This is a genomic window from Mucilaginibacter sp. L3T2-6, from assembly GCF_030519355.1.
In the GTDB taxonomy this organism is placed as follows: Bacteria; Bacteroidota; Bacteroidia; order Sphingobacteriales; family Sphingobacteriaceae; genus Mucilaginibacter.
In genome coordinates this window covers 13,931-37,995 of the sequence record NZ_JAUMKC010000025.1, presented here as the reverse complement: position 1 = coordinate 37,995, position 24,065 = coordinate 13,931, and the positions used below count along the sequence as shown (strand labels likewise).

Genomic DNA, 24,065 nt, shown 5'->3' with positions numbered 1-24,065 from the left:
TATGACTCCAGATCTTCTAAAGGTAGAATTTTGCCTCATATTCTTATCAACTGCAAAAGTATAAATAAAGCGCCCATCATTTTCAACATCAGGGCCTTTTATCTAACATTTTAACAATTTTTAACACTGCAAGGTTTAATGTGTCTTTAAATTTAGTTCTTATTTTTCAAATATTTATTATTTAATGGGTTAATTGTAATTTTTAATACTTTTGGGGCTTTGAAACTAGAAAGTGTCAAGTCATAAAGATCTGCAAAAACTAACGGCGGCAGGCCTGCTGATTAGTTTGGGAATAATTTACGGTGATATAGGTACTTCCCCCCTGTATGTTTTCAAAGCCATTGTGGGCGACAGAAGCATCTCCGAAACATTGATATTAGGTGGCATATCGCTTATCGCGTGGACCCTAACCCTCCAAACCACCTTAAAATATGTTGTAATTACGCTGCGTGCCGATAACAAGGGAGAGGGTGGCATCTTTTCTCTCTTTTCGTTAGTGCGCCGCAGAGCGAAATGGCTCATCGTGCCTGCAGTGCTGGGCGGATGTGCTTTGCTTGCCGACGGAATTATTACGCCGCCAATTACCATCTCGTCGGCAATTGAAGGATTGCAGGGCAAGTTTCCGCATATCGAGACCGTGCCTATAGTAATTGCGATTATTATTGCGCTTTTCATTATACAGCAATTTGGCACATCGCTGGTAGGAAAGGCTTTCGGGCCTTTAATGTTTATCTGGTTTACCATGATGGGCGTGCTGGGAATCACCTTTATACTGAAAGATCCGTCGATATTCAAAGCGCTAAATCCCTATTACGGAATAAAACTTTTGATGCACCCGCCGGCTGGTGTGCACCCCCTGATCATTATTGGCGCGGTATTCCTGTGTACCACGGGTGCTGAAGCACTTTACTCTGACCTGGGCCACTGCGGACGCAAAAACATACAGATAAGCTGGATTTATGTTAAAACTTGCCTGATACTTAACTACCTGGGGCAGGGGGTATGGCTTTTACAAAATACCGGGAAGTCAATGGACCTGAACCTGAACAACCCGTTTTACGCCATAATGCCGCAATGGTTCCTGATCTATGGTATCGGTATAGCCACGGTTGCCGCTATTATTGCCAGCCAGGCGCTGATCTCGGGTTCATTTACGTTGATAGCCGAAGCGGTGAGGCTGAACTTGTGGCCAAAAGTGCGCATCAATTATCCGTCTGAACAAAAAGGGCAACTATATGTGCCAAGTGTAAACTGGCTGTTGTGCGCCGGATGCGTCGGTGTGGTATTATTATTTGAAGAGTCCGGAAATATGGAGGCCGCTTACGGGTTAAGTATAACGGTAGCTATGCTGATGACCACCTTGCTGGTAGCCAACTTTTTACGCCGGAAAAAACTGCCCATTTACATTGTTGGCATATTCCTGGCCGTATATGTACTTATTGAAGGCACTTTCCTTGCCGGTAACCTGGTGAAATTTGTACACGGCGGCTGGTTTACTTTGTCAGTTGGACTCCTGCTGTTTACAGTAATGTGGACCTGGCACATGGCCCGCAAAATACGCAACCGCTACGTTAAATTTATTGAGATTGAAGACTACTATGGCATTCTGAAAGAACTGAGCGAGGACGAAACAGTGCCGAAATACGCCTCACAACTGGTATACCTTACCAGCGCAAATTTCAATTCCGAGGTGGAATCGAAAATCATATATTCCATCCTGCAAAAACAACCCAAGCGCGCCGACGTGTACTGGCTGGTGCATGTTGATGTGGTTGACGAACCCTATAAAAGAGAATACGAGGTAGATTTTCTGGTTCCGAATAAATTAATCAGGATCGACTTTAAACTCGGTTTCAGGGTTGAGCAACAAATTAACCTCCTGTTCAGGAAAGTGGTGGAAGATTTGGTGAAGAAGGGCGAAGTTGATATCACCAGTACCTATAAATCTTTGCATAAGCACAAAATTGTTGGCGACTTCAGGTTCGTAGTTATCGAAAAAGTGCTATCGCGCTCACACAATCTTTCATTTTACGAAGGCTTTATAATGGCCTATTATAAACTGCTGAAAAAGGTAAGCTTGTCTGAAGAGCGTGGTTTTGGCCTCGATTTAAGTTTTGTAACGGTTGAGAAGGTGCCACTTATGCTATCTGCACCTGATACGGTTGAGCTTACCCGTATCATATAACCGGCTTTAAGGATCGGGCTGCATTTGCGGATGAGTATTTATTTGTTGAAAAACATTTTATGCTATTCTGCGTATTATATCAGGTTAAATAAATATTAATTCAGATTTACTACAGAATTATCGGATATTTTTACGTTGCCAGAGTTTGCTGTATAAAGTCGTACCTATGTGACGCATATATCAGCGCTAAAATTTTAGATTAGTAGAAATATATATCAACCCTTGAGAAAAATAACTTTTGTTCTATTGTGCTTTACCTGGATTGGTGTAAATGCGCAAGTTAAAGATACCACGAAGAAAGATCTTGCCGATACCCTTAAAAAGGATATACTTACAGCCCCCGATACGGTAAAACATTTGCATAGTTCTACCGCCGCACTTATTCCTCCTGCTGCATTGGTTGGTTATGGCGTGGTTTCATTTATTGTTCACCCCGTACGAAGAATTGATTATTATGTAAATGGCCGGTTTGATAAATACTATCCTAAATATCCCGGTAGTATTGAAAACTATACTCAATTTGGCTCTGTAGCTTTGGTATATGGTTTAAACCTTGTGGGTGTTACCGGAAAAAACCGGTTTATTGACCGCACGGCCTTGCTGGGGCTGTCGGCCGCTTTTGCCGGTGTAAGCGTTTACGGCTTAAAAACCACCACCCATCGGTTGAGGCCAAACAAGGCAGATAAGCTTTCATTCCCTTCAGGACACACCGCCAACGCATTTATGGGAGCGGAATTTTTAGCGCAGGAATATGCAGGAAAATCACCGTGGTACGGCATTGCAGGTTATTCGCTGGCTATAACAACCGGTGTAATGCGCATGTACCACCGCGACCATTGGTTTAGCGACGTTGTGGCCGGCGCCGGCTTTGGTATCCTATCAACAAAGGCTGCTTATCTTGTTTATCCTTACCTGCGAAACGCACTGACGCACAAAGACAAGTCAGGAAAACAGACCATGATAATGCCCTTATACCAGGATGGTGTAAAAGGCTTGTCTTTTGCGATGCAATTGTAGTTTGGTTGTAAAGATTGCAGTAGTTGAAAGGGTTATAAAGTTAAAACCGTTTAGCCGCCCCGAATCCTCCCAATCAATATTATCGTCCTGTCGTGTGTTTTTCTCTGCCTAATACACTGTGCTTGTAGCTGTAGGTAAAGTATATCACTAACCCTATCACCAGCCATGCCAGAAAGCGGATCCAGTTGGTGTACCCCAGTTCCGTCATCAGATAAAAGCAGCTCATTAACCCGAGCACCGGTATTAACGACAGGTTTTTGATGAATGCGAGTACGGTAAGCACGGCAGACAAAATCACGAATAAAAAGAATGGGAAACTTTCGTGCGCGTTTTTGCCGGTGAGCAGCTGCCAAACGTAATCTTTCAAGAAATAAACTCCTATGATAAACACTACCGGCACGATCCATTTTGAATTGATGTACGGCAGATGAAAACGCCCTTTTGCGGCCTGTTCGCGCGGCAGTAAAAGCACCCCGCCGCAAACTAATACAAATGCAAACAGCGTGCCTATGCTGGTAAGGTCGGTAACCTCGGTAAGGTTCATGAACAGGGCCGGGATTGCTACAACAAAACCGGTAACGATAGTTGCGAAAGATGGCGTTCGGAATTTGGGGTGGATCCTTGAAAATGCCGGCGGAAGCAAACCATCACGACTCATGCTCATCCATATGCGGGGTTGCCCCAGCTGGAAGATCAATAGCACGCTGGCCGTAGCTATAACTGCACTGAAGGATATAATGCCACTCAGAAACGTTAAATGCAGCTTGGTGAACACATAAGCAAGCGGGTCGCCTACGGCTAATTCTTTATAGCTCACCATGCCCGTAAGCACCAGGGCTATCAGGATATAGAGAACCGTACAAATAATCAGCGAATAAATCATTCCCCGCGGCAGGTCGCGTTGTGGGCTTTGGCATTCTTCTGCCGTAGTGGATATTGCATCGAAGCCGATATAAGCAAAGAAAACGCCCGATACGCCTTTCATTACACCGCTGAAACCATTAGGCATAAACGGATGCCAGTTGGCCGGTGTAACATAAAAAAAGCCGATAAGGATAACCGCTATCACTATAGCGATCTTTAAAAATACCATTGCGTTGGTAGCTTTCTTGGTCTCACGAATCCCAACATAAACCAGGTAGGTAATAATGATGACAATCAGCAGCGCAGGTATATTTGCTATCAGCTTAAAGTCGCCAAAGCCTGGGGCTGTGTTCCAGGCCAGCGCTCCTTGTTTTATGGTATCAGTTATTTCGGCGCTGTGGGCTTGCATAGTTTCGTGCGCCTTGAACGCGGTAAAATAATCCATGGTTAAATAAACCGGCACATGGATATGGAACCCCTCTAATAAATTAACAAAATAGGTGCTCCACGATATCGCCACCGCTATATTGCCAATAGCGTACTCCATCAGTAAATCCCAGCCGATTATCCAGGCTATCAACTCGCCAAAAGAAGCATAGGCATACGTATAAGCACTGCCTGCAACCGGTATACGCGATGCAAACTCAGCATAACACAGGGCTGAAAATCCGCAGGTAATGGCTGTTAAAACAAATAATATGGTAACTCCCGGCCCACCGTTAAAAGATGCTAACCCAATGGTGGAGAATATACCTGCGCCTACAACGGCAGCAATGCCCATCAGCGTAAGGTCCTTAACGGTCAGTTCTTTCTTTAAGTGCCCGCCGGAATGTTCCGAATCGCCGAAACCGCTTTCAACATCCAGTAATATTTTGCTTATGTTTTTTTTACGAAATATCCCTTTCGCCATTCTTTTTAATCAATTAGGTCAGCACTGGTAAACATAACCATTTTTTTTAATTCGATAAGTATATGCTTACTTTGCACGATGAAGATAGGAATAAATGAGGTTTTAAAACAAGTAAGGCTGTTTTTTATACTATATGTCATTTTACTTTGCTGCTGCCTCGTTATTAAAGTGTTGTTTACCAGGCACGAAATTTATTTTGCCGTAAACGCCCACTTCTATGCATTTGCAGATTGGCTCGCTCCGTATATAACCGACTTGGGAAACGGCTGGACGATCATTTCGCTATCCGCCATATTACTTTTGTTTAATTACCGGGCAGGCTTTTTAATGGCCAGCACCTATGCACTCACATCAATTTCGGCACAGATTGTTAAATATATTTTCGACTTGCCCCGGCCTACCTTGCTTTATAAAGATCAGCTTAGCCGTATACATTTAGTAAAAGGGGTTTACATGCTGCAGTTTAACAGTTTTCCTTCAGGCCATACGGTTACTGCTTTTTCGGCGGCAATAGTTATTCTTTACCTGGTAAAAAATAAGAACTGGTGGCCTGCGCTATTAATCTATGCCATTGCTGTTGGCTATTCGCGTATGTACCTGAGCGAACATTTTTTTGAAGACGTTGTGGCCGGTTCGGCCATTGGTGTGTTTGGCACTATCTGCTGGCTGGGCTTTATAGAAGGCAGGCAATTTATACACCGCCCGTCGTGGAATAAAGGATTACTGCACACCTTAAAACCAGAAGCCCGAAAGCAATGACTTTGATCATTAGTTCCGGGCTTCCGCTAAGCTTCTAAAATAAATGTATTTAGCTCAACGATAAACGTCTCTTTCTGCGTACGATAGTAACGATAATCAATATCAGTATTAAAGCACCGCCGCCAAAGATGGCTACCTTAAGCACAGGCGATAATCCTTTTGCATTTGATAGGTACTGGTCATTACGCTGCAATTCAGGCGAAGTGCGGATCGACGATATAAATGTTTTATATTCATCTTTAACAACATCTTTCCTGTCTTCGCTGTACACGTACTCGAAAGTGTAGGTAGTTTGTTGGGTATAAAGCAATGTAAAATTAATCAGCTGTACAGTTCCGCTGCCATCATCTTTTTTCAGCGTAAAGGTTTTTGCTTTTAATGAACCCACGGTCGTGTCGCGCACATGCTGGGCGCTGCTGCCTGCACCAGATTGACCCTCGATGCTGGTAATATATTTTTTAAGCACCTTATCCAGGTCATTTTCCTTTTTTAGCGGCGTGTTGTTTTTTTCATTAGGCGCCACAATAATTGTCATGAAACCATATTGTGCATTTGCTGAATATATATGCTGACCTAATGTGTCTTTTTTCTGATAACCATCAGGCAACGACACCGTCACCAGGCTATCTATTTTTACAGGCTTGAGCGCTGTCTGGCTGTACGCCGTTATAATAAATCCTAATATAATGGCGAAACTTAATAATATCTTTTTCATAATTGTTAAACTGTCAAAAACTCAATTGGTTTTAAATTTGACGCTTTTAAGCGGTATAAAATGATATTTCAATTATCGTACCAGTATCATAAACAGCATATTAGCCGCAAATATTGAGAGCGGTTTTTGAAGAGGAAATACACATTAAATAAAAATGGCCGCATTTGCAGCGGCCATTTTTATACAGAATATTAATATTATAACTTGTCCATTTCTCCCTTCACAAACTCCGCCAGCTCCCTTACATAATCCGCGCTGAAATCAAACTTGATCCCGGCAGTTTCGTAAATCTCTTTAATGGTTTTGGTGTAGCCTAATTTCAAAGCATCAAGGTATTGCTGTAACCCTTTTTCAGGATTTTCTTTGTAGTTCTTCCAAACCGCAATCGCACCAAGCTGCGCCATGCCATATTCTATATAATAAAACGGCACTTCGAAAATATGCAGTTGCTTTTGCCATAGGTTTTCCTCAGCTTCCTTATGTCCGCTCCAGTCGGCGAAACCAGCACCGAACGGCTCATAAATTTTTATCCAGGCCTCGGTTCGTTCGGCGTCCGTATGATCTGGGTTGGTATATATCCAATGCTGAAACTGGTCCACCACGGCTACCCAGGGCAAGGTCTTTAATACGTCAAAAAGCTGGTCGCGTTTGGCACGTTTCAGATCTTCTGCGTTATCAAAATAAACATCCCAGTTATCCATCGAAATCAGTTCCATCGACATGGAGGCTAATTCTGCCACTTCGCTTGGGCAATGTTTAAAATCGTTCAGTTCCAAATCTGCTGTCAGAAAGGTGTGTACCGCATGCCCGCCTTCGTGTACCATCGTAGTTAAATCCCTGAACGTATTGGCGGAGTTCATGAATATAAATGGCGCTCCTGTTTCAGAAAGAGGATAGTTATACCCGCCCGGCGCCTTGCCTTTGCGGCTTTCCACGTCGAAAAGGTTATTGTCTTTCATTATTTCCAGTCGTTCGCCCAGGTAGCTGTTGATGTTGCGGAAACACTGTATCGATTTTTCAATCAACTCGGCGCCGCTATTAAATGGTTTTAAAGCAGGTTTACCTGAAATATCTACATCCAGGTCCCATGGTTTTAACGATTCCAACTGTAAAGCATCTTTGCGTTTTTCGGCCTGTTCGCGAAGGATGGGTACAATTTCTTTCTCTATAGCTTCATGGAAAGCGTAGCAATCCTGAGGCGTATAATCAAAGCGGCCCAGTGCCTGGAACATATAATCCCTGAAATTTTCGAATCCTGCATTTAAGGCTACCTTATGCCGGAGTACACGCAAGTGATCGAAAAGTTTATCAAGCGTATCTTTGTCCTGCAGCCGGCGTTGAGTTATCTTTTCCCAGGCTTCCTGACGTTTGGCCCGGTCGGTATCTTTCAAAAAAACAGACGCCTGTTCAAGCGTATATTCCTTTTCACCAATGTGTACCGACATCGAACCGGTTATCGATTGATATTTCTGCTGCTCAACCTGTATCTCTGTTTGCAGCGGAATATTCTCTTCCCTGAACAGTTCCAGCGACTTTTTCACACCGCGCAGGTAAATAAAATATTTATTGCTGTCCAGTTTATCAACCCAATCGCTTGCAACTAATTTTTTGTTCAGTTCGTTGCTGTAGGGCGCCATCTTTGGCTCTATTTCGGTAGCGAAATATTGAAAGCTTTGCAATAGTTCCGCGCTGTTGGTGTCGCAGGTCATGCGGATGTAGCGCCAGGCAAAATCCTCTTCCAGGGCGGCCTCAACTTCACTGCGGTCATGCAGCCATTTCTCTAAATCAGCCACAGAATTTATCTGGCGGTCACGCAGTTCAACAAAGAGCGGCTCGATACTTTCCCACTTTATTTCAAATCCTTCCGGTATGTATGTTCTTGTTTTCTTATGTATCATGATTGAAGATGCACGTTTGATGTGCGGATATGCAAATGTGCAAATGTGCGCATCATAATCAAAGCATTGATTGAAGAATGTTTGATGCATTTACGGCCTGCAATTTGGGGGCACGCTGGTGCGGTGATCCTTAACCAGGTATATTTCAGAAAAAATGACTTTTGATTTAAAAAGCCTTGATTCGCCGCTGTGACGCAGTTTTTTAGCCGGCCGCATAAACAATAAATGAAAAACAGGGTTTTATAAGTGACATTATACGCACTTAATGAAAATAGCATATATATCTACCTATCCACCACGTGAATGTGGAATAGCCACATTTAACTGTAACCTTATGCGTGCGGTAAACGCAAATTTTCCTGAACGAAAATCGTTGTTAAATGGCGGCTTCGTGGTAGCGCTTAACGACTCAGAAAACATGCAGGAGTATGAGTATCCTGAAGAAGTAAAGTATATCATCAGGCAAAACCATCAAAAAGATTACATACGGGCGGCAAATTATATTAATACCAGTAATGCCGACGTGTGTATTATGGAACATGAGTTCGGTATTTATGGAGGAGAAAGCGGTATTTATATTTTACCGCTGATCAACAGGCTGGAAAAGCCCTTGATATCTATTCTTCACACGATACTGAAAGACCCGAGCTATGTGCAGCGCATAATCATTCGCGAAATAGCCGAGCAGTCATCAAAGATAGTGGTAATGAGTAAGCGGGCAGTAGAGTTTTTAACTACTATATATGATGTTCCGGAAGAAAAAATAGTAATTATAGAGCATGGGGTGCCTGATGTTGAGGCTTCAAAGCCGAACCCGGTAAAGAGCTTAAGCCAGTTTAAAAACCGCAAAGTAATGCTGACCTTCGGTTTAATAAGCCGCGGAAAAGGCCTGGAAACCGTGGTGCGGGCGTTACCGAAGATAGCCAGGATTCACCCGGAAATTATGTATGTTGTTTTAGGAAACACGCACCCGGGGGTTATTAAAAGCTCGGGAGAGGAATACCGCGACCACCTGAAGACTTTGGCTGCACAACTGAATGTATCAAGCCATCTTAGCTTTATAAACAAGTTTGTTACGGAAGAGGAACTGGTGGACTACCTGGCTGCAACCGACATATATGTAACACCATACCTGAATGAAGCACAAATAACCAGCGGTACGTTATCCTATGCGGTAGGCGCGGGCGCAGCGGTAGTATCAACGCCTTATTGGCATGCTACCGAGCTGCTGGCGGATAACCGCGGCCGTTTGTTTGATTTTAAGGATGCCGATGCGCTTGCAGAAATAGTGATTGAACTACTGAACCAGGAACGTGTTTTAAACGAGCTGAAGGAAAACGCTTATGATTATGGACTGCATTTGCGGTGGCCTGTTATTGGCGCTGAATATATAAGGGTGGCGCATGAATCATGCGCGACGCATGATTTTAGCGACAGGATACTTAAAAACAGTATTGTTGACCCCGAAATAATGCCGAAATTCAGTCTTAACCATGTATTACGGTTAACAGACGACACCGGCATTGTGCAACATGCCAAGTATGGTATTCCAAATTTAAAAGAGGGCTACTGCCTGGATGATAACGCCCGGGCTTTAATTATGGCATTGATGGCGTACCAGCGCAGTAAGAGCCGGGAGGCTTTTGAACTGCTGCCCATCTACCTGAGCTATATCCATTATATGCAAACTGAGGATGGCAACTTTCGCAATTTTTTAAGTTTCGACCGCAGATACCTGGATGACGTAGGTTCAGAGGACTCGTTCGGGCGCACCATCTGGTCGCTGGGATATTTAATAGGTTGTTCGTCAAACAATTCATACAAGGAGTTTGCAACAGAACTGTTTCACAAATCATTCCCCCATTTTAAAACGCTAAAGCATTTGCGCGGTATGGCCAACACTATCATTGGCATAAGCCTGTATCTGCAGGCCGTGCCGGGCGATGAAGGAATGGTTAGTGAAATGATCAATCTTACCCAGCCGCTAATAGATGCCTATGACCGGCATCAAACAGAAGACTGGCAATGGTTTGAAGAAAAGATGACTTATGATAATGCCATACTTCCACTTGCATTATTGCATTCATGCCATATAACCGGCAATGAAAAGGTTAAGCAAACAGCCCTGAAAACAATGGCTTTTTTGGATGAGGTGACATTATCAAAAGGGTATTTGAGCCCGGTGGGAAATGATGGCTGGTACAGCAAAGGGAAAAATTTCCCGGTGTACGATCAGCAGGCTATAGAGACTATGGCTATGGTTCTGATGCATTTTCAGGCCTATACCAATTTCCGGAAGCCGCAGTATATCGAAAAGATGTTTTTGTGTTACAAATGGTTCCTGGGCGAAAACAGCCTGCGCGCCCCTCTTTATGACCATGAAACCAAGGGCTGCTGCGATGGTTTGCTGCCTGGCGGAATTAACCGCAACCAGGGCGCCGAGAGTACGCTGGCCTATTTAATATCACACTTAACCGTTCTTAAGGCGTTTGAGCTTGAATATGAATATAACAAGGCCGGGCAATCTGTATCACTATCGTTTTAAATGAAAGTAGCTGTATTATCGCCGGTTGCCTGGCGTACGCCGCCCCGGCACTACGGCCCCTGGGAGCAGGTGGCCTCTAATATTGCGGAGGGTTTACTCAAATTAGGGGTTGATGTATCATTATTTGCCACAGGCGATTCTATTACCTCCGGAAAGCTTTATTCGATTTGCGCTAAAGGCTACGAGGAAGACAGGACACAGGATGCAAAAGTTCTGGAATGCCTTCATATCAGCAACCTTATGGAGCGGGCGGGAGAATTCGATATCATTCATAATAACTTCGATTTTTTACCGCTTACGTATTCCCGGCTGATAAAAACACCAATGATTACAACTATTCATGGTTTTTCGTCACGCCAAATTATACCCGTTTATAAAAAATATAACCCGACAAACCATTACGTTTCTATCAGTAATGCCGACCGCAGCGAGGATTTAAACTACATAGCGACCGTTTACAATGGCTTAAATACTACGCAGTTTGAGTTTAACGACCAGCCAGGGGATTACCTTTTATATTTCGGACGCATCCATCATGATAAAGGCACGGCCGAAGCAATAGAAATAGCTCAAAAAAGCAAGAGAAGGTTACTGATTGCCGGCCTGATCCAGGATGAAAATTATTTTAAGGAGAAAGTAGCGCCCTATTTATCGGATGATGTTGAATATCTCGGTAATGCAGAACCCGGGCAACGGAATAAACTCCTGCAAAATGCTTACGCCTTGCTTCACCCGATTAATTTTAATGAGCCGTTTGGGATGAGCGTAGCCGAAGCCATGTTATGCGGAACGCCCGTTATAGCATTTAACAGGGGCTCGATGCCTGAGCTGATCAAGCATGGAAAAACGGGCTTCCTGGTGAATAATGTAACCGAAGCAGCGTCAGTAACTGATGATATTAAAAATATCCGGCGCAGGGATTGTGCGGAATGGTCAGGAAGCCAATTCTCGTGTGATAAAATGGTACAGGATTATCTGGCACTGTATCAACAAATTATTGTTCAATAGCTCCCCGGTTTTGACCCGCGAACACGGGGAGGTAAACATTGTTTAAGCACTTTTTACGGTTGCACCGGTTATAGTCCCGGGTGAAAGATGCTCGCCGGTATCGTTAACCTCTGGCTGGTGACCGTAATTAATCAAAGGCCGCAAAATTGTTTCGCTGGGTTGTTGGTCATCTTCCTGGGCGCCATTCCAATAAGGCTGAATTTCTGTTTCACGGGCAAATTTGTAGCCCAGCCGTTTGTTTTCTTCGTCTATGAATGCAAATAATTCGCCCAGGCACGAATGTACAGCCTGCAGAAATTTATAATTTGTTGAAGTAAGGCTTTTGCCGGTATCTTCAGGCCCTTTGCCTGGCTCGCAAAAATTGAGTTTAGTAATTATGCCATTAACTAATTCTACCTCAAATTTACCCTCATTGTGCCAGTGCAGGGTGTTTTTTATCTCTCTGTAGTGGTCCATGGTTTTGTAGATTTTATGGTCATAAACGTCACGTTATTAGATGAATAAGTAACTGTTATATACCAGCAAGAGATATGCCAGATCAATAAAGTGCTGTAAAAACGGCCAGGATGTAATTCTGTAAATAATACCTGCCTGGCAGGCGCCAGATAACCCGAAAATGTGTATGCAAAAATGGACTGCGATGATGAATTACACTACTTTCTCTTTTGCTTTTTCTGTCCTGTCCGTCTCCTTTTTATCGGCGATCAGTTTAGAAATAAGTTCTTTCAGATCAACTTCGGCGAAAGCCGTTGACGAATCGGATACACCGTAGGGTATAATTAGCTTGCCGTTATGTACCAATGCGCCGCATGAGTAAAGGACATTTGGTACATAGCCTTCGCGCTCGTCGCTGGTTGGTATTAAAAGAGGTTCCTTTAACCGGCCGATCTCAATTTCGGGGTCGTCGAGCTTAAGCAAACTGGCGCCAAGTACGTACCGGCGCATAGGGCCTACACCGTGGGTTATTACAATCCACCCCTGGTCTGTCTCGATAGGCGAGCCGCAGTTACCGATCTGTATAAATTCCCAGCTAAACTTTGGGTGCTGCAGTTTGATGGGTTTCTCCCAGATATTTATCTTATCCGAGTACATGATGTAGTTATTGATACCATCGATCCGGGAGATCATGGCGTATTTGCCGTTTATTTTACGGGGAAACAGCGCCAGGTTTTTGTTTTGGGCTCCTGCTCCGTACAGCGGCATTATCTTGAAATTATAAAAATCGTTGGTTTGCAGCAGCTTCGGCATTATAAGTGAACCATCGTATGCGGTATAAGTGGCGTAATAAACCGTGCTGTCGTCGTCGTTTTTAAAATGCACGAACCTGGCGTCTTCAATGCCCTTCCTTTCATATTCAGAGATAGGGAAGATAACCCGGTCGGATATATCGGTGTCAAGTGAAAATACAATTTCGTAGTACGAATCGGCCAGCCACAACACCTTGTCATATTCCAATTTGGTTATGTCGCTTTCCTGCAGCTTTTGCGAATCGATGATTATTCTGCGCAGGTTAGCATATTCAAAGTGATGGTCGAGTTTTGATTCCAGTTCGTTTAGTACATCAATGTTGATTTGCGTAATCGCAGCCTTTTCGAAAAATAACTTTTTGTTGTAAACAGCATTCCGTACTATTTCAGCTTCGTCGATGTAGCTGCCTGCGGGCGATACGGTTATATTATTGGCCTGGTCTATTAAAGCCCGCCTGAAGGTTATGGATGAAATGTGCCCTTCGCCCACCGCCCTGAAGCTGATGATAACTCGCCGTTCGCCTTCCAGCAGTTCCGTTTGATCTGGATCTTCAACTATTGAGGGGTTAAAGAATGCCGCCGATTCGATTGAATATTCATGAGTAAAGTATGAACCTATCAGCAGCTTGCGGTATACCGTAAGTGCGTCGTAATCGATATCCAATTCAGTAAAAAGTGGTTTTAGTTTACTGCAATGCCTGTTTAAAGCGCGGGTGATATTTCGGTGCCGTTTTGAGTATTCCTGTAATAGTGGCGAAACAATACCAAATACCGTATCCTCATCAATCTCCATCACCCGTTGGATGACTTCTTTTGCTCTGTCGTTTCCGTTAAAAAAAAATCTGGCTATAACGCGTTTTGGGTCTGGGTTTATTCTGATTGGCTTGCGTTCGATAAAAAGTCTCATATAAAAACAGGGATTTAGTTAATTAACAGCTATAAGCCCAATTTGATTGCGGCAATTTTACGATTATTAACTTATAGAAGTTGTGGCACGTCTAATTGACCTGCCCGTCGGCCGAAAATTAGCGGCGCTTGCAACTACTACAAGCTTTACTGGCAATTTAGTATCTTGCCAGGCAATGAATGTATTAATAGTAGAGGACGAAAAAGGCCTGGCACATGAGATAAATGAGTTTTTAAGCCACGAAGGCTTTGCTATTGATCATGCCCGGACAAAAAAGACAGCCGCTGAAAAGATTTTTGTAAATAATTACGATTTCATCCTGTTGGACCTTAACCTGCCTGATGGTGACGGTTTTGATTTGCTGAATGTGCTGAAAAGTTTGAAAGACCGTGACGATGCTGTAATTATTCTGACGGCACGCGGCGCTGTGGACGACAAGATACATGGCCTTGAACAGGGTGCTGACGACTACCTGGCGAAACCTTTCTCATTAAATGAGCTTCTCGCCCGTATGCATGCCATTATAAGGCGTAAGCATAAGCTGGAAAGCAATGATATAGCCGTGAAAGATTTTAGAATTAACATACAAAACCGTACGGTGCATTTTAACGGCGAGCGGATAAACCTTACAAAAAAGGAGTACGAAATTTTTAACTACCTGGTGTTGAATAAAAACCGGGTAATATCGCGCACTAACCTAACCGAACATGTTTGGGGCGATGTGCTCGAAATAAATTCCGACTCAAATTTTGTTGATGTACACGTAAAAAACCTCCGCAAAAAGCTTTCGCAGTTTGAAACGATCGATTGGTTTGAAACGGTAAGGAGTATAGGGTACAGGGTGAATATATAATTTAAGATTATTGTAAGGTTGAAAGGCGGCAGAGTTGTAATGTTCCGTCTTAACCAATCAATAACTCAACATTCCAACTTTTAAACTTTACAACTTTACAACAGCAAGATGAAACTCCAAATTAAGCTGGTATTATACAATACGCTAACCAAACTGGCGATTATTGTTATTACAGGCTTGCTTATATTGTTTTCGCTGGAGAACATCACCTATTCGCATATATCCTCACGGCTTAACAATAAAAAGGAAGCATTCCTTAAAAATTTGTCGCCCGGTGAGATTAGCCAGATACTAAAGCAGCAGCAAAGCTTTACCAATTACAATATCCTGAAAGAAGAGTTTATATTCCTGAAGCCCACGCCTTATCAGCCGGACAGACAGCCAACGCAAAGCTTTAGTACGCAGCGCCGTACGATAGAAAACGTAACCGATAATTACCTGATCCTTACTTACAGGTTCAATTTTGATGGGCATAGCTATCTGCTTGAGATAGGGGATACCATGGACGCGGTGATACAGTTAAAGCAAACTATCAAGCAATTTTCATTGCTCATGCTGGTAGTGGCCCTTTTACTTACACTTGTTATCGACCTTATTTTTACCAAATACCTGCTGGCTCCCTTTTACCGCATTATCGACAGGAAACTGATAAAGGTAAACGACCCGCTGAATTTTGACTATGCCAAAATTGAAACAAGTACCCAGGACTTTAAGCTGCTTGATGATAGTATAAGCACACTGATGAAGAAAATTGCAGACATTTTTGCGCTCGAAAAACAGTTTATCGCAAATGTCTCGCATGAATTACTGACGCCGATATCGATTATCAGTTCCAGGCTGGAGAATATCCTGTTGCAAGAAAAGCTGACAGAGGATACTGAGAATAAGATTTTCGCCTCTCTTAAAACCCTTAACAGGCTAAAGTCGATTATTAATAGCCTGCTGTTAATTTCGAAGGTTGAAAATAACCAGTTTGATAAAACCGACGAGGTAAAGATTGGCGAGGTGGTTGACGAAGTTTACCAGGAACTGGAAGACAGGCTGGAAGATAAGCAAATTGCTTTCCATAATAACATGAAGCATTCGCGGACTATGAGGGGTAATCATAGCCTGATGCATACCCTTTTATTTAATATCGTGAATAACTCTATTAAATACAATCATGAAGAGGGGAATATAACTATAACTGATTATCTTGATAACAATGAATATATACTTGAAATAGCAGATAGCGGGATTGGAATGAGCGAGCAACAGATTGAAAGAGCCTTTAACCGCTTTGAAAAGCTGGAGGGTGACGAAAAGGACAGCTACGGGCTCGGCCTGGCTATCGTGAAAAGCATAACGGCGTTTCACCATATCAAAATCCGGATCTCGTCGGCGAAAGATAAGGGTACCGCTGTAAAACTCGTTTTTGATTGATCAACTTCACAGAATCTTCATAAAAGCTCTGTTATTTTGAAGTGTATAGAGTTTTAGTTCCTTGTTACCCCTATAAAGCTGTCTTTTGTAGAAAGGACAGCTTTTTTGCTTTATATCATTTTATTACGCTTAATCAGGTAGGATTTAAGCACCTCATTATAACCATTTTCAATAAATGCGTCCACGATGTCGACCTGGTATTGAGCGCATTTGAGCTCTAATTCGTGGCGGTATTGTGTTAATGAAGAAATATAAGCGTCCCTTATTTTGCCGGGGTGAACGCGCACCTGTTCGCCGCTCTCGATATCGATAAACTGGTGGGGGCGGTTATCAAAATTAAACTCGAGTTCTTTTTTCCTGTCATTCACATTAAATATCACCACCTCGTGCTTGTTGTATTTCAAATGCTGAATGGCTGCAAACAGGGCCTGCATTTTTTCGGAATTCAGGCTATTCTCCAGCATATCGCTGAAGATAACAACCATTGAGCGCTGGTGAATTTGCCCTGCAACCTGGTGCAATACATTTGTAATGTTAGTTAACGTATTTTGCTTTGGGGCACTATAGGCCTTCTCCAGTTCCGCATAAAGATAAAAGAGGTGTGATGTGGTCGACTTGATTTGAGTCATCAGGTCAACTTTATCACTGAACAGGCATAAACCAAATGCATCACGTTGTTTTTTGAACAGATACATCAATGATGCAACGGCATAAATGGAAAATTGTAGTTTGTTTATTCCCTTATCCGGAAAGTTCATTGAGGACGAAGTATCCAGCAAGAGATAGCAGCGAAGATTGGTTTCTTCCTCAAATTGCTTTACGAATAATTTATCTGTACGCGCAAGCAGCTTCCAGTCAATATTTTTTACCGATTCGCCGCTGTTATACAGGCGATGCTCTGCAAACTCAACCGAAAAACCGTGGAATGGGCTTTGGTGTAAACCGGTAATAAAACCCTCAACCACCTGCCGGGCTAAAAGTTCAAGATTGACTAATTGCCTGATGTGCTGGTCTTCGCTAAGCTTTGTTTTTGATTCCACCGATTTATTTTTGATTCCAGCGATTGAGGATGATTTAATGATTTTAACGCAATTTGTTAAATATGATTGCGGCCGTCAATATAATGTCTTTCTAGCGCTCAGATCAACATTTTTCTAACATCATCTTCCATTAATGCTCTTAAAAAAGAAACACCAACCAGTTTTAACTGATTGGTGCAAGTTTATATATAAATTTGATTATCCGCCCGATAATCTGTGAAATCATTCCGTAATCTGTGAAATCACAATTTACGCCAGTTGCTTAGCCAATTTATCAGTCAAGACTGATTTTGGCACGGCGCCGATTTGCTTGTCAACAATTTCGCCGTTTTTGAAGAATAATAAGGCAGGTATATTTCTGATACCATACTTAACGGAGATACCCGGATTGTGGTCAACATTAACTTTGCCAACAACAGCTTTGCCGTCATATTCTTTCGCAATATCTTCAACTACCGGGCCAACCATGCGACATGGTCCGCACCATTCTGCCCAAAAATCAATTAATACCGGTTTGTCTGATTTGAGGACAAGGTCTTCAAAGTTTGCATCAGTTATTTCTAAAGCCATGATTTTTAAATTTAAATTTTTTGTGTTACAAATATATGGTATTCAAATAGCTTGCCGCAATTGGTTCAATGACAATATGACAATAAAATTATTGCAAAACTGACTAATTGAGTGGTTTAAACTGTTGTTGACAATAGTAAGATATTTCGCTTACAATTGTTTGACTTTAGGCTGAATTTTTGGCTGATAATTTTAAACATTGCCATGCGTTTTAAACATATATTTTTACAATTATTACCTATCTGCACATTTTCTCAAGACTCAAATCTCAGTTCTCACATGTAACCGCTACATTTGAGGTATGAGTATTGTTGTTGAATCGCTAACCAAAGTTTACGGGGCGCAAAAGGCGCTTGATGAAATCAGTTTTAGTGCCGAACCAGGCGTATTGGGTTTTTTAGGTCCTAACGGAGCGGGGAAATCAACCACCATGAAAATACTCACCGGTTTTATACCGCAAACATCAGGAAAAGCGTCGGTATGTGGCTTTGATGTGCAATCACAGCCTATAGAGGTGAAGCGCCGTCTAGGTTATCTCCCAGAGAGCAATGCACTCTATCCGGACATGTACGTAAAGGAGTCGCTGGGTTTTATTGCCGGCATCCATCAGATGAAATCGCCGCAAAAGAGAATCGCAGAAGTTATAGAGCAAACAGGTCTGGGTCCGGAGCAGCATAAAAAGGTTGGCCAGCTTTCCAAAGGCTATAAGCAGCGTGTCGGGCTGGCGCAGGCTATCTTGCATAACCCTGATGTGCTGATACTTGACGAACCAACCTCGGGCCTTGATCCCAACCAGTTAATCGGCATACGGCAGTTGATCCTTGATTTAGGAAAAACCAAAACTGTTGTGCTATCTACTCACATTATGCAGGAAGTAGAAGCTGTGTGCAGCCGGGTGATCATCATCAACAAAGGCCATATTGTAGCTAACGATTCACTTGAAGGTTTGAGGGGTAAGAACAAGGGTAAGTCGTTGGAAAAGATATTTATCGGGCTGACGAATTTATAATTTCTGATCGTTTTATATCAAAACCTTACCTGCTATGTTATCACAAATTGTGATGACAATTGATTCTCTTAAAAATCTATCAAGCCACCGCTAAATGCTGCTCAGATAAAGCTCCCATCGGCAGTGTAAACGAAAATTTGGTGCCTTGTCCCTGCTTGCTGGTTACCCAAATTTTACCGCTGCATTTTTCAACCAGGTCTTTACAAAACAGCATGCCCATGCCCGTGCCCGATTCATTATTGGTGCCTGTATTGCTGTTTACTTTGCTTTTAAATAATTTTCCAAGCTGTTCATCGCTCATGCCCATTCCGGTATCTTTTACCGAGATAACATAATTGTGGTCGTCCTGCTGCGCAGCCGAGATTTCAATTGTATCATCCTGACGCGAGAACTTTATGGCGTTAGTAATAAGGTTACGAATAACAATGCGCACAGAATTCGGGTCGGCGGAAGCTACCACTTCTTTCGGAACATTATCGATAAGGTTGATACCTTTCAGCCGGGCCTGTTCATGATAGCTTTCGGTCTCGTAGGCTACAATATCCTTAATATGAAAGTTCTTGGCCGAATTTTCGAAATTATCCATCTGGCTGTTTATCCAGAACAGCAGGGTGTCGAGAAAGTCGGAGGTGTACTCTAATTTTTTTAGCACACTGGGGATCATCTCCAGCATCTGCTGGTGCGATATGGTTTCGTCCTGCAGCAGGCCAAACAGGCCGCGCAGCGTGCTCAACGGCGCGCGCAGGTCATGGGCGAGTATGGATATCAGCCTGTCTTTTAAAACATTCAGGTTGTTAAGCTTTTGCGCCTGATCGTCAAGGTCGGCCTTTTGCTGCAATACTTCACGGTTCTTGTCTTCCAGCATGGCATTAATCTTTTGCTGCTTGCGTTTTTGCCGGTAATAAACAATAGAAACGGTAAGCATGCCTGCTATAATGCTGAGGAATATAGCGTTGATGAGGCGTTGCTGCTTAATACGCTGCCTGAAGGATTCGTCTTTTTCGCGGTGCTGTTCTGCAAGCTGTTTTTCTTTGGAAGCAAAGTCAAGCGCGAGATTATAAGAAGTAAGTTTTTGAATGCTCTCATTGTTATTCAAGCTGTCCTTTAACTCATTATAGCGATTCAGCATTTGATAGGCTTCATTGTACTTTCCTAAGCCTGCAAGGGTTTTATTTAATTGCAGGGCCGCATTTGAGCGCACGGTAAGATTGCGCAAGGTGCCCGCAAGTTGCTGGCCCTGTGTGGCGTATACGTAGGCGTTCTTGAAATCCCCCTGCATGTTGTACATGGTTGCCATCCCAATTAAAGCATAGGCCTGGTTATATACGATTTTGTATTTGCTGGCTATCTGTAATGATGAATCAAGGTAGGCTTTGGCGAGGGTAAATTGCTTTTTATGCGAGTAGCACAAACCGAAATCTGTATAAACAGAACTCATCCCGTCCTTGTCGTCCTGCTTTTTAGCAATTTTTATCGCCTTAGTTAAATGACCGATGGCCTTATCGTATTCTTTCTGGGCAATAAGCACTTCGCCTATGTTTTCATTAATTGTGCCCACCCCGTTCAGGTTATTGGTTGATTGCAGCAGGTTAAGCGCTTTCCGGTAATATTCGAGCGCTTTGGGATAAACTTCCATCCCCTGCAATACCACGCCGATGTCGTTATAAATCGCAGCGGAGCTGTTTTTATCGTTACTTTTCAGGGTTATATAAAGCGCCTTGTAATAATAATCTAATGCGGTTGAATTTTGGCCCTCACTAAAATAAACTATCCCGAGGTTTTTGTAACAATCAGCAATTTCGGGTCCATTATTTAACTTTTTATTAATATCCGTTGCCATTCCCAGGTAAAACAATGCGCTTTTATACCTGGCCAATAGATTATCCATGCGGCCATGCAATTTGTAAGCGTTACTAAGCCCGGTTAGGTCGTTTATATCTTTATAAATAGCTATGGCTTCGGCAAATTCAGTTTCCGCTTGCTGAGATCTGCCTTTGAAAAAGTTAGCGTGCGCGGTTTGAACTAACCCATTAGCAATTCCTGCTTTGTAGTTTGTTTTGCGCGCAAGGTCAATTGCTTTATGTGCATAAAACAGCGTGCTGTCCGGATTCGATTCGAAATAGTTTGTTGCCAGTTGATTGAGCCTGTTGATGCTGATACTGTCCGCAACAGTTTGCTTATTTACTAATGATGCGATCAAAGTTTTCAGGCTGTCAACCCGGCCCCTGTCGATAGCGGCAAAAGCCGAAATTGATACGATTAGCAGTGAAAAGGTAAAGTAAATTCTAAATTTTAACATATTCAGCCAATACAATTGCCCCGTCCGGCAACTGTTTTACAGGGCTTTATACGGAGTATGCATTTGGTTTTGTTCCAACTTTTTTAATTAAGATTCAATTTTTTTAAAGGTGTGACCGAAATACCGGAAAATAAAAAACCCGCTCCATTTTGGGAAGCGGGTTTAAAATATATTAAATAGTGTTACTTTAAGTTGTTAACGAATTTAGTAAGCTTCGATTTGTTGTTTGAAGCTTTGTTTTTGTGAATAACATTCTTTTTTGCTAAACGGTCAAGCATCGAAATCACTTTGGCTAAAAGCGGAGTGGCATCAGCCTTAGTAGTAGAGCCTCTTAATTTTTTTATGGCGTTCCTGGTTGTTTTAGCCTGGTACCTGTTGCGCAGGCGCTTCGCAGCGTTTGCACGAATCCTTTTTAATGATGATTTATGATTTGCCATTGTATAGCTTTGTTATTCTTTCTTTTATTTTAAGGACTGCAAATATATGACGATTATTTTAAAAATCAAATACCTTTTTAAAATTTTGTAAAGGGTTGTATTGGTTGTAAAAGTTGTAGTTGTTATATTGGTTATTGAAAGGTTGCAGTGGAAGTAAATTTGTAGTTTATGTAAGACAATCAAGATAATTGCGAAAGACGTTCTAATAGGGAGTAATTTGGTTTTGGTATTATTGTGACATAATTAAAGAATTTACATGAATGGTTTTGAGGACTTGGAGGTTTGGAGGAAATGCCGGGCGTTCAGGCTTGAAGTTTCTGATTTGGTTAAGACCTTTCCGGCCGAAGAAAAGTATAGACTGGCGGATCAACTAATAAGGGCTTCAAGATCTGTTACAGCTAATATCGCTGAAGGACATGGCCGATTTCATTACCAGGACAACTTAAGGTTTTGTCGAAATGCACGAGGCTCGCTGAATGAAATCTTGGATCATTTGATTTGTGCAGTTGATGAACAATTGGTACCCGCTGGTAAACTGGAACATTTTAGAACAAAATATGAAGAATGCCTTCGATTATTAAATGGTTACATAGGATTCTTAACAAAAAAGGTTAATTAGTAGTCATCACAGGACTATAACCATTTCAACAACTACAACTGCTACAACTCTCCCAAAACATGAAGCGTGCAGCAACTTTTGCGATTTGTATTTTGGTACTCCTGACAACCAGTTCCTGGGGTTTCTTCGCGCATTATAAGATCGGACGGCTCGCTGTTTATACGCTACCAAAGGCTATGGCGGGGTTCTACAAAGCCAACATAGATTACCTGACGGAACATGCCATCAGCGCTGATAAGCGCCGTTATGTTGACTCGGCAGAGGCGAGGCGGCACTTTTTGAATGCCGACCACTTTGGCAAATATCCATTTAAAGTGATTCCGCACAACTGGTACGATGCGGCTTTAAAATACACAGCGGATACACTGGACAAATATGGCACCGTGCCGTGGACTATTCAATATCAATATTACCGGTTAGTGCGCGCCTTTAAGGAACACGATACTACTGCCATTTTAAATACCTCGGCAAATCTTGGTCATTACATTGCGGATGCGCATGTGCCGCTTCATCTTACACAAAATTACAACGGACAATTAACCGGTCAGGATGGCATTCACGCGCTTTGGGAAAGCCGGCTGCCGGAACTGTTCAGTGATAATTACAGGCTTTACGCCGGCAGGGCCAGGTATATTGAGAACCCGCTGAATGAAGCATTCAGAATTTGCAACAGCTCATTTAAAAGTGCGGATACCGTACTGCGTTTCGAACGTATGCTTAGTAAAACTTTTCCAGCCGAAAAAAAATATGCGCTGGTTTTACATGGCAAAAAAGAGATTAAAGATTATTCAGCAGGATATGCCAAAGCTTATCATATGATGCTGCACGGTATGGTTGAGAAAAGGATGCGCTCGGCAATACTGGCCGTTGCAGCTTTTGGTATTCCGCATGGGTTGACGCAGGACAGCCGGATTTAAATAAGCTGATAGCGAAGCCACTGAATATGGATGAAAACTTAAAGCTTGGAAAGGAAGAAGCCTTATTCAAAAGCGGAAAAAAGCTGGTTTTGGCCAGTAAGGTTCCCTAACCGCCTAAAGGCTTTTATTCTACGGCCTTTCTGGTGCGGCCTGTTTTAACAGCAGCATAAATCGGCGGAATGATAGATATCAGGATGATAGCCACGCCGATGAGTGCGAAGTGCTCCTTAAAGAACGGCACAGTTCCCAATTCATATCCCGCAAAAAGAAAAAGAACGATCCAGCCCGCACCGCCTATAATGTTGTACAGGCTGTAGCGTCCCATCGGCATCTTTCCAACGCCCGCCACAAAGGGGGCAATAGTGCGGATAATTGGCATAAAGCGGCTGAAGATTACCGCCTTGCCGCCGTGCTTGTCAAAAAATGCCTTGGTTTTGAGGTAATAATCCAGCTTCAGTATTTTATTATTCTCTTTAAACACCTTTGGCCCCAGGTAATTGCCGAGAAGATAATTGACTGTATTACCGGTAAAGGCGGCTATGATAAGAATTATTGTCAGCAGGAAAATATTTAAGCCTGTAGCACCGCCTGCAATTAATGCGCCCGCAGCAAATAGCAGAGAGTCGCCGGGCAGGAAGGGCGTTACCACGAAGCCTGTTTCAGCAAAAATGATTGCAAACAGTATAAGGTAAGTAAGCGCGTGATATTGGCTGATGATGCCGGCCAGGTGCTTATCAATGTGTAAAATAAAATCAATCAGGCTTTTAACTATTTCCAAGGCTTTAAAATTTGGGCAAAAATAGGGAATTTAGTTGTATTAGTTGCAGTTATTATATTGGTACAG

General features: G+C 42.7%; 20 protein-coding genes. 10 read left to right on the top strand and 10 right to left on the bottom strand.

The genetic code is table 11. The annotated features are described in order from the left end of the window. Window positions 1-232 precede the first annotated feature (232 nt). On the top strand, window positions 233-2,185 hold the full coding sequence (locus Q3W13_RS21755; protein ID WP_302867530.1) for a KUP/HAK/KT family potassium transporter: 1,953 nt from the start codon (window positions 233-235) through the stop codon (window positions 2,183-2,185). A gap of 222 nt (window positions 2,186-2,407) precedes the next feature. Beyond that, window positions 2,408-3,202, top strand: a complete 795-nt coding sequence (locus tag Q3W13_RS21750; protein WP_302867528.1) for a phosphatase PAP2 family protein — start codon at window positions 2,408-2,410, stop codon at window positions 3,200-3,202. A gap of 79 nt (window positions 3,203-3,281) precedes the next feature. On the opposite strand, the gene Q3W13_RS21745 is transcribed toward Q3W13_RS21750, so the two are convergent. Continuing rightward, entirely contained in the window at window positions 3,282-4,976 is a 1,695-nt protein-coding gene (locus tag Q3W13_RS21745) for an amino acid permease (protein ID WP_302867526.1), read from the bottom strand. A 78-nt stretch (window positions 4,977-5,054) separates the two neighbouring features. Here Q3W13_RS21745 and Q3W13_RS21740 point away from each other — a divergent pair, with 78 nt between their 5' ends. Beyond that, window positions 5,055-5,735 carry a phosphatase PAP2 family protein gene (locus Q3W13_RS21740; RefSeq protein WP_302867523.1) on the top strand — a complete coding sequence of 227 codons (681 nt, stop codon included), beginning with the start codon at window positions 5,055-5,057 and terminating at the stop codon, window positions 5,733-5,735. Window positions 5,736-5,784: 49 nt separating this feature from the next. Here the strand turns inward: Q3W13_RS21740 and Q3W13_RS21735 are convergent, their stop codons facing one another. Next, window positions 5,785-6,450, bottom strand: a complete 666-nt coding sequence (locus Q3W13_RS21735; RefSeq protein ID WP_302867521.1) for a hypothetical protein — start codon at window positions 6,448-6,450, stop codon at window positions 5,785-5,787. Between the two features lie 197 nt (window positions 6,451-6,647). Then, the gene (locus Q3W13_RS21730) at window positions 6,648-8,348 is read right to left on the bottom strand and encodes a M3 family oligoendopeptidase (protein WP_302867519.1); all 1,701 of its coding nucleotides are present in this window, start codon (window positions 8,346-8,348) and stop codon (window positions 6,648-6,650) included. Between the two features lie 265 nt (window positions 8,349-8,613). Between Q3W13_RS21730 and Q3W13_RS21725 the strand changes: the two genes are divergently transcribed. Both Q3W13_RS21725 and Q3W13_RS21720 read left to right on the top strand, forming a co-directional pair. Beyond that, window positions 8,614-10,893, top strand: coding sequence for a glycosyltransferase family 4 protein (locus Q3W13_RS21725; protein ID WP_302867518.1), 2,280 nt, complete (start codon window positions 8,614-8,616; stop codon window positions 10,891-10,893). Then, window positions 10,894-11,901, top strand: a complete 1,008-nt coding sequence (locus Q3W13_RS21720) for a glycosyltransferase family 4 protein (protein WP_302867517.1) — start codon at window positions 10,894-10,896, stop codon at window positions 11,899-11,901. A gap of 42 nt (window positions 11,902-11,943) precedes the next feature. Here Q3W13_RS21720 and Q3W13_RS21715 read toward each other — a convergent pair whose 3' ends face one another. After that, the gene (locus tag Q3W13_RS21715) at window positions 11,944-12,357 is read right to left on the bottom strand and encodes a hypothetical protein (RefSeq protein ID WP_302867515.1); all 414 of its coding nucleotides are present in this window, start codon (window positions 12,355-12,357) and stop codon (window positions 11,944-11,946) included. A 192-nt stretch (window positions 12,358-12,549) separates the two neighbouring features. Beyond that, window positions 12,550-14,055 (bottom strand): glycoside hydrolase family 130 protein, encoded by a 1,506-nt coding sequence (locus tag Q3W13_RS21710; protein ID WP_302867513.1) that lies wholly within the window; start codon window positions 14,053-14,055, stop codon window positions 12,550-12,552. Between the two features lie 175 nt (window positions 14,056-14,230). On the opposite strand from Q3W13_RS21710, the gene Q3W13_RS21705 reads away from it, so the two are divergent. Both Q3W13_RS21705 and Q3W13_RS21700 read left to right on the top strand, forming a co-directional pair. Next, entirely contained in the window at window positions 14,231-14,908 is a 678-nt protein-coding gene (locus Q3W13_RS21705) for a response regulator transcription factor (RefSeq protein WP_302867644.1), read from the top strand. Window positions 14,909-15,016: 108 nt separating this feature from the next. Continuing rightward, entirely contained in the window at window positions 15,017-16,330 is a 1,314-nt protein-coding gene (locus Q3W13_RS21700) for a HAMP domain-containing sensor histidine kinase (protein WP_302867511.1), read from the top strand. Between the two features lie 110 nt (window positions 16,331-16,440). Here the strand turns inward: Q3W13_RS21700 and Q3W13_RS21695 are convergent, their stop codons facing one another. Then, entirely contained in the window at window positions 16,441-17,370 is a 930-nt protein-coding gene (locus Q3W13_RS21695) for a DUF58 domain-containing protein (protein ID WP_302867509.1), read from the bottom strand. A 249-nt stretch (window positions 17,371-17,619) separates the two neighbouring features. Beyond that, window positions 17,620-17,940, bottom strand: coding sequence for a thioredoxin (gene trxA / locus Q3W13_RS21690; RefSeq protein ID WP_302867508.1), 321 nt, complete (start codon window positions 17,938-17,940; stop codon window positions 17,620-17,622). A gap of 301 nt (window positions 17,941-18,241) precedes the next feature. Here trxA and Q3W13_RS21685 point away from each other — a divergent pair, with 301 nt between their 5' ends. Further along, the gene (locus Q3W13_RS21685; protein WP_302867507.1) at window positions 18,242-18,949 is read left to right on the top strand and encodes an ATP-binding cassette domain-containing protein; all 708 of its coding nucleotides are present in this window, start codon (window positions 18,242-18,244) and stop codon (window positions 18,947-18,949) included. A gap of 79 nt (window positions 18,950-19,028) precedes the next feature. Here the strand turns inward: Q3W13_RS21685 and Q3W13_RS21680 are convergent, their stop codons facing one another. Both Q3W13_RS21680 and rpsT read right to left on the bottom strand, forming a co-directional pair. Beyond that, window positions 19,029-21,248, bottom strand: a complete 2,220-nt coding sequence (locus tag Q3W13_RS21680; protein ID WP_302867505.1) for a tetratricopeptide repeat protein — start codon at window positions 21,246-21,248, stop codon at window positions 19,029-19,031. A 182-nt stretch (window positions 21,249-21,430) separates the two neighbouring features. Then, window positions 21,431-21,685, bottom strand: coding sequence for a 30S ribosomal protein S20 (rpsT, locus tag Q3W13_RS21675; RefSeq protein WP_302867504.1), 255 nt, complete (start codon window positions 21,683-21,685; stop codon window positions 21,431-21,433). A 256-nt stretch (window positions 21,686-21,941) separates the two neighbouring features. Between rpsT and Q3W13_RS21670 the strand changes: the two genes are divergently transcribed. Then, window positions 21,942-22,304, top strand: coding sequence for a four helix bundle protein (locus Q3W13_RS21670; RefSeq protein WP_302867503.1), 363 nt, complete (start codon window positions 21,942-21,944; stop codon window positions 22,302-22,304). Between the two features lie 59 nt (window positions 22,305-22,363). Then, window positions 22,364-23,221, top strand: coding sequence for a zinc dependent phospholipase C family protein (locus tag Q3W13_RS21665; RefSeq protein WP_302867501.1), 858 nt, complete (start codon window positions 22,364-22,366; stop codon window positions 23,219-23,221). A 124-nt stretch (window positions 23,222-23,345) separates the two neighbouring features. Here Q3W13_RS21665 and Q3W13_RS21660 read toward each other — a convergent pair whose 3' ends face one another. After that, window positions 23,346-23,999, bottom strand: a complete 654-nt coding sequence (locus Q3W13_RS21660) for a VTT domain-containing protein (RefSeq protein ID WP_302867498.1) — start codon at window positions 23,997-23,999, stop codon at window positions 23,346-23,348. Window positions 24,000-24,065: the final 66 nt, after the last annotated feature.

What these genes read in the sequence shown, in the direction of transcription:
- Q3W13_RS21715 (WP_302867515.1), bottom strand. Translation starts at nt 12,357, where the DNA reads ATGGACCACTACAGAGAGATAAAAAACACCCTGCACTGGCACAATGAG.
- Q3W13_RS21725 (WP_302867518.1), top strand. Translation starts at nt 8,614, where the DNA reads ATGAAAATAGCATATATATCTACCTATCCACCACGTGAATGTGGAATA.
- Q3W13_RS21730 (WP_302867519.1), bottom strand. Translation starts at nt 8,348, where the DNA reads ATGATACATAAGAAAACAAGAACATACATACCGGAAGGATTTGAAATA.
- Q3W13_RS21685 (WP_302867507.1), top strand. Translation starts at nt 18,242, where the DNA reads ATGAGTATTGTTGTTGAATCGCTAACCAAAGTTTACGGGGCGCAAAAG.
- rpsT (WP_302867504.1), bottom strand. Translation starts at nt 21,685, where the DNA reads ATGGCAAATCATAAATCATCATTAAAAAGGATTCGTGCAAACGCTGCG.
- Q3W13_RS21720 (WP_302867517.1), top strand. Translation starts at nt 10,894, where the DNA reads ATGAAAGTAGCTGTATTATCGCCGGTTGCCTGGCGTACGCCGCCCCGG.
- Q3W13_RS21705 (WP_302867644.1), top strand. Translation starts at nt 14,231, where the DNA reads ATGAATGTATTAATAGTAGAGGACGAAAAAGGCCTGGCACATGAGATA.
- Q3W13_RS21735 (WP_302867521.1), bottom strand. Translation starts at nt 6,450, where the DNA reads ATGAAAAAGATATTATTAAGTTTCGCCATTATATTAGGATTTATTATA.
- Q3W13_RS21665 (WP_302867501.1), top strand. Translation starts at nt 22,364, where the DNA reads ATGAAGCGTGCAGCAACTTTTGCGATTTGTATTTTGGTACTCCTGACA.
- Q3W13_RS21740 (WP_302867523.1), top strand. Translation starts at nt 5,055, where the DNA reads ATGAAGATAGGAATAAATGAGGTTTTAAAACAAGTAAGGCTGTTTTTT.
- trxA (WP_302867508.1), bottom strand. Translation starts at nt 17,940, where the DNA reads ATGGCTTTAGAAATAACTGATGCAAACTTTGAAGACCTTGTCCTCAAA.
- Q3W13_RS21670 (WP_302867503.1), top strand. Translation starts at nt 21,942, where the DNA reads ATGAATGGTTTTGAGGACTTGGAGGTTTGGAGGAAATGCCGGGCGTTC.
- Q3W13_RS21700 (WP_302867511.1), top strand. Translation starts at nt 15,017, where the DNA reads ATGAAACTCCAAATTAAGCTGGTATTATACAATACGCTAACCAAACTG.
- Q3W13_RS21680 (WP_302867505.1), bottom strand. Translation starts at nt 21,248, where the DNA reads ATGTTAAAATTTAGAATTTACTTTACCTTTTCACTGCTAATCGTATCA.
- Q3W13_RS21745 (WP_302867526.1), bottom strand. Translation starts at nt 4,976, where the DNA reads ATGGCGAAAGGGATATTTCGTAAAAAAAACATAAGCAAAATATTACTG.
- Q3W13_RS21710 (WP_302867513.1), bottom strand. Translation starts at nt 14,055, where the DNA reads ATGAGACTTTTTATCGAACGCAAGCCAATCAGAATAAACCCAGACCCA.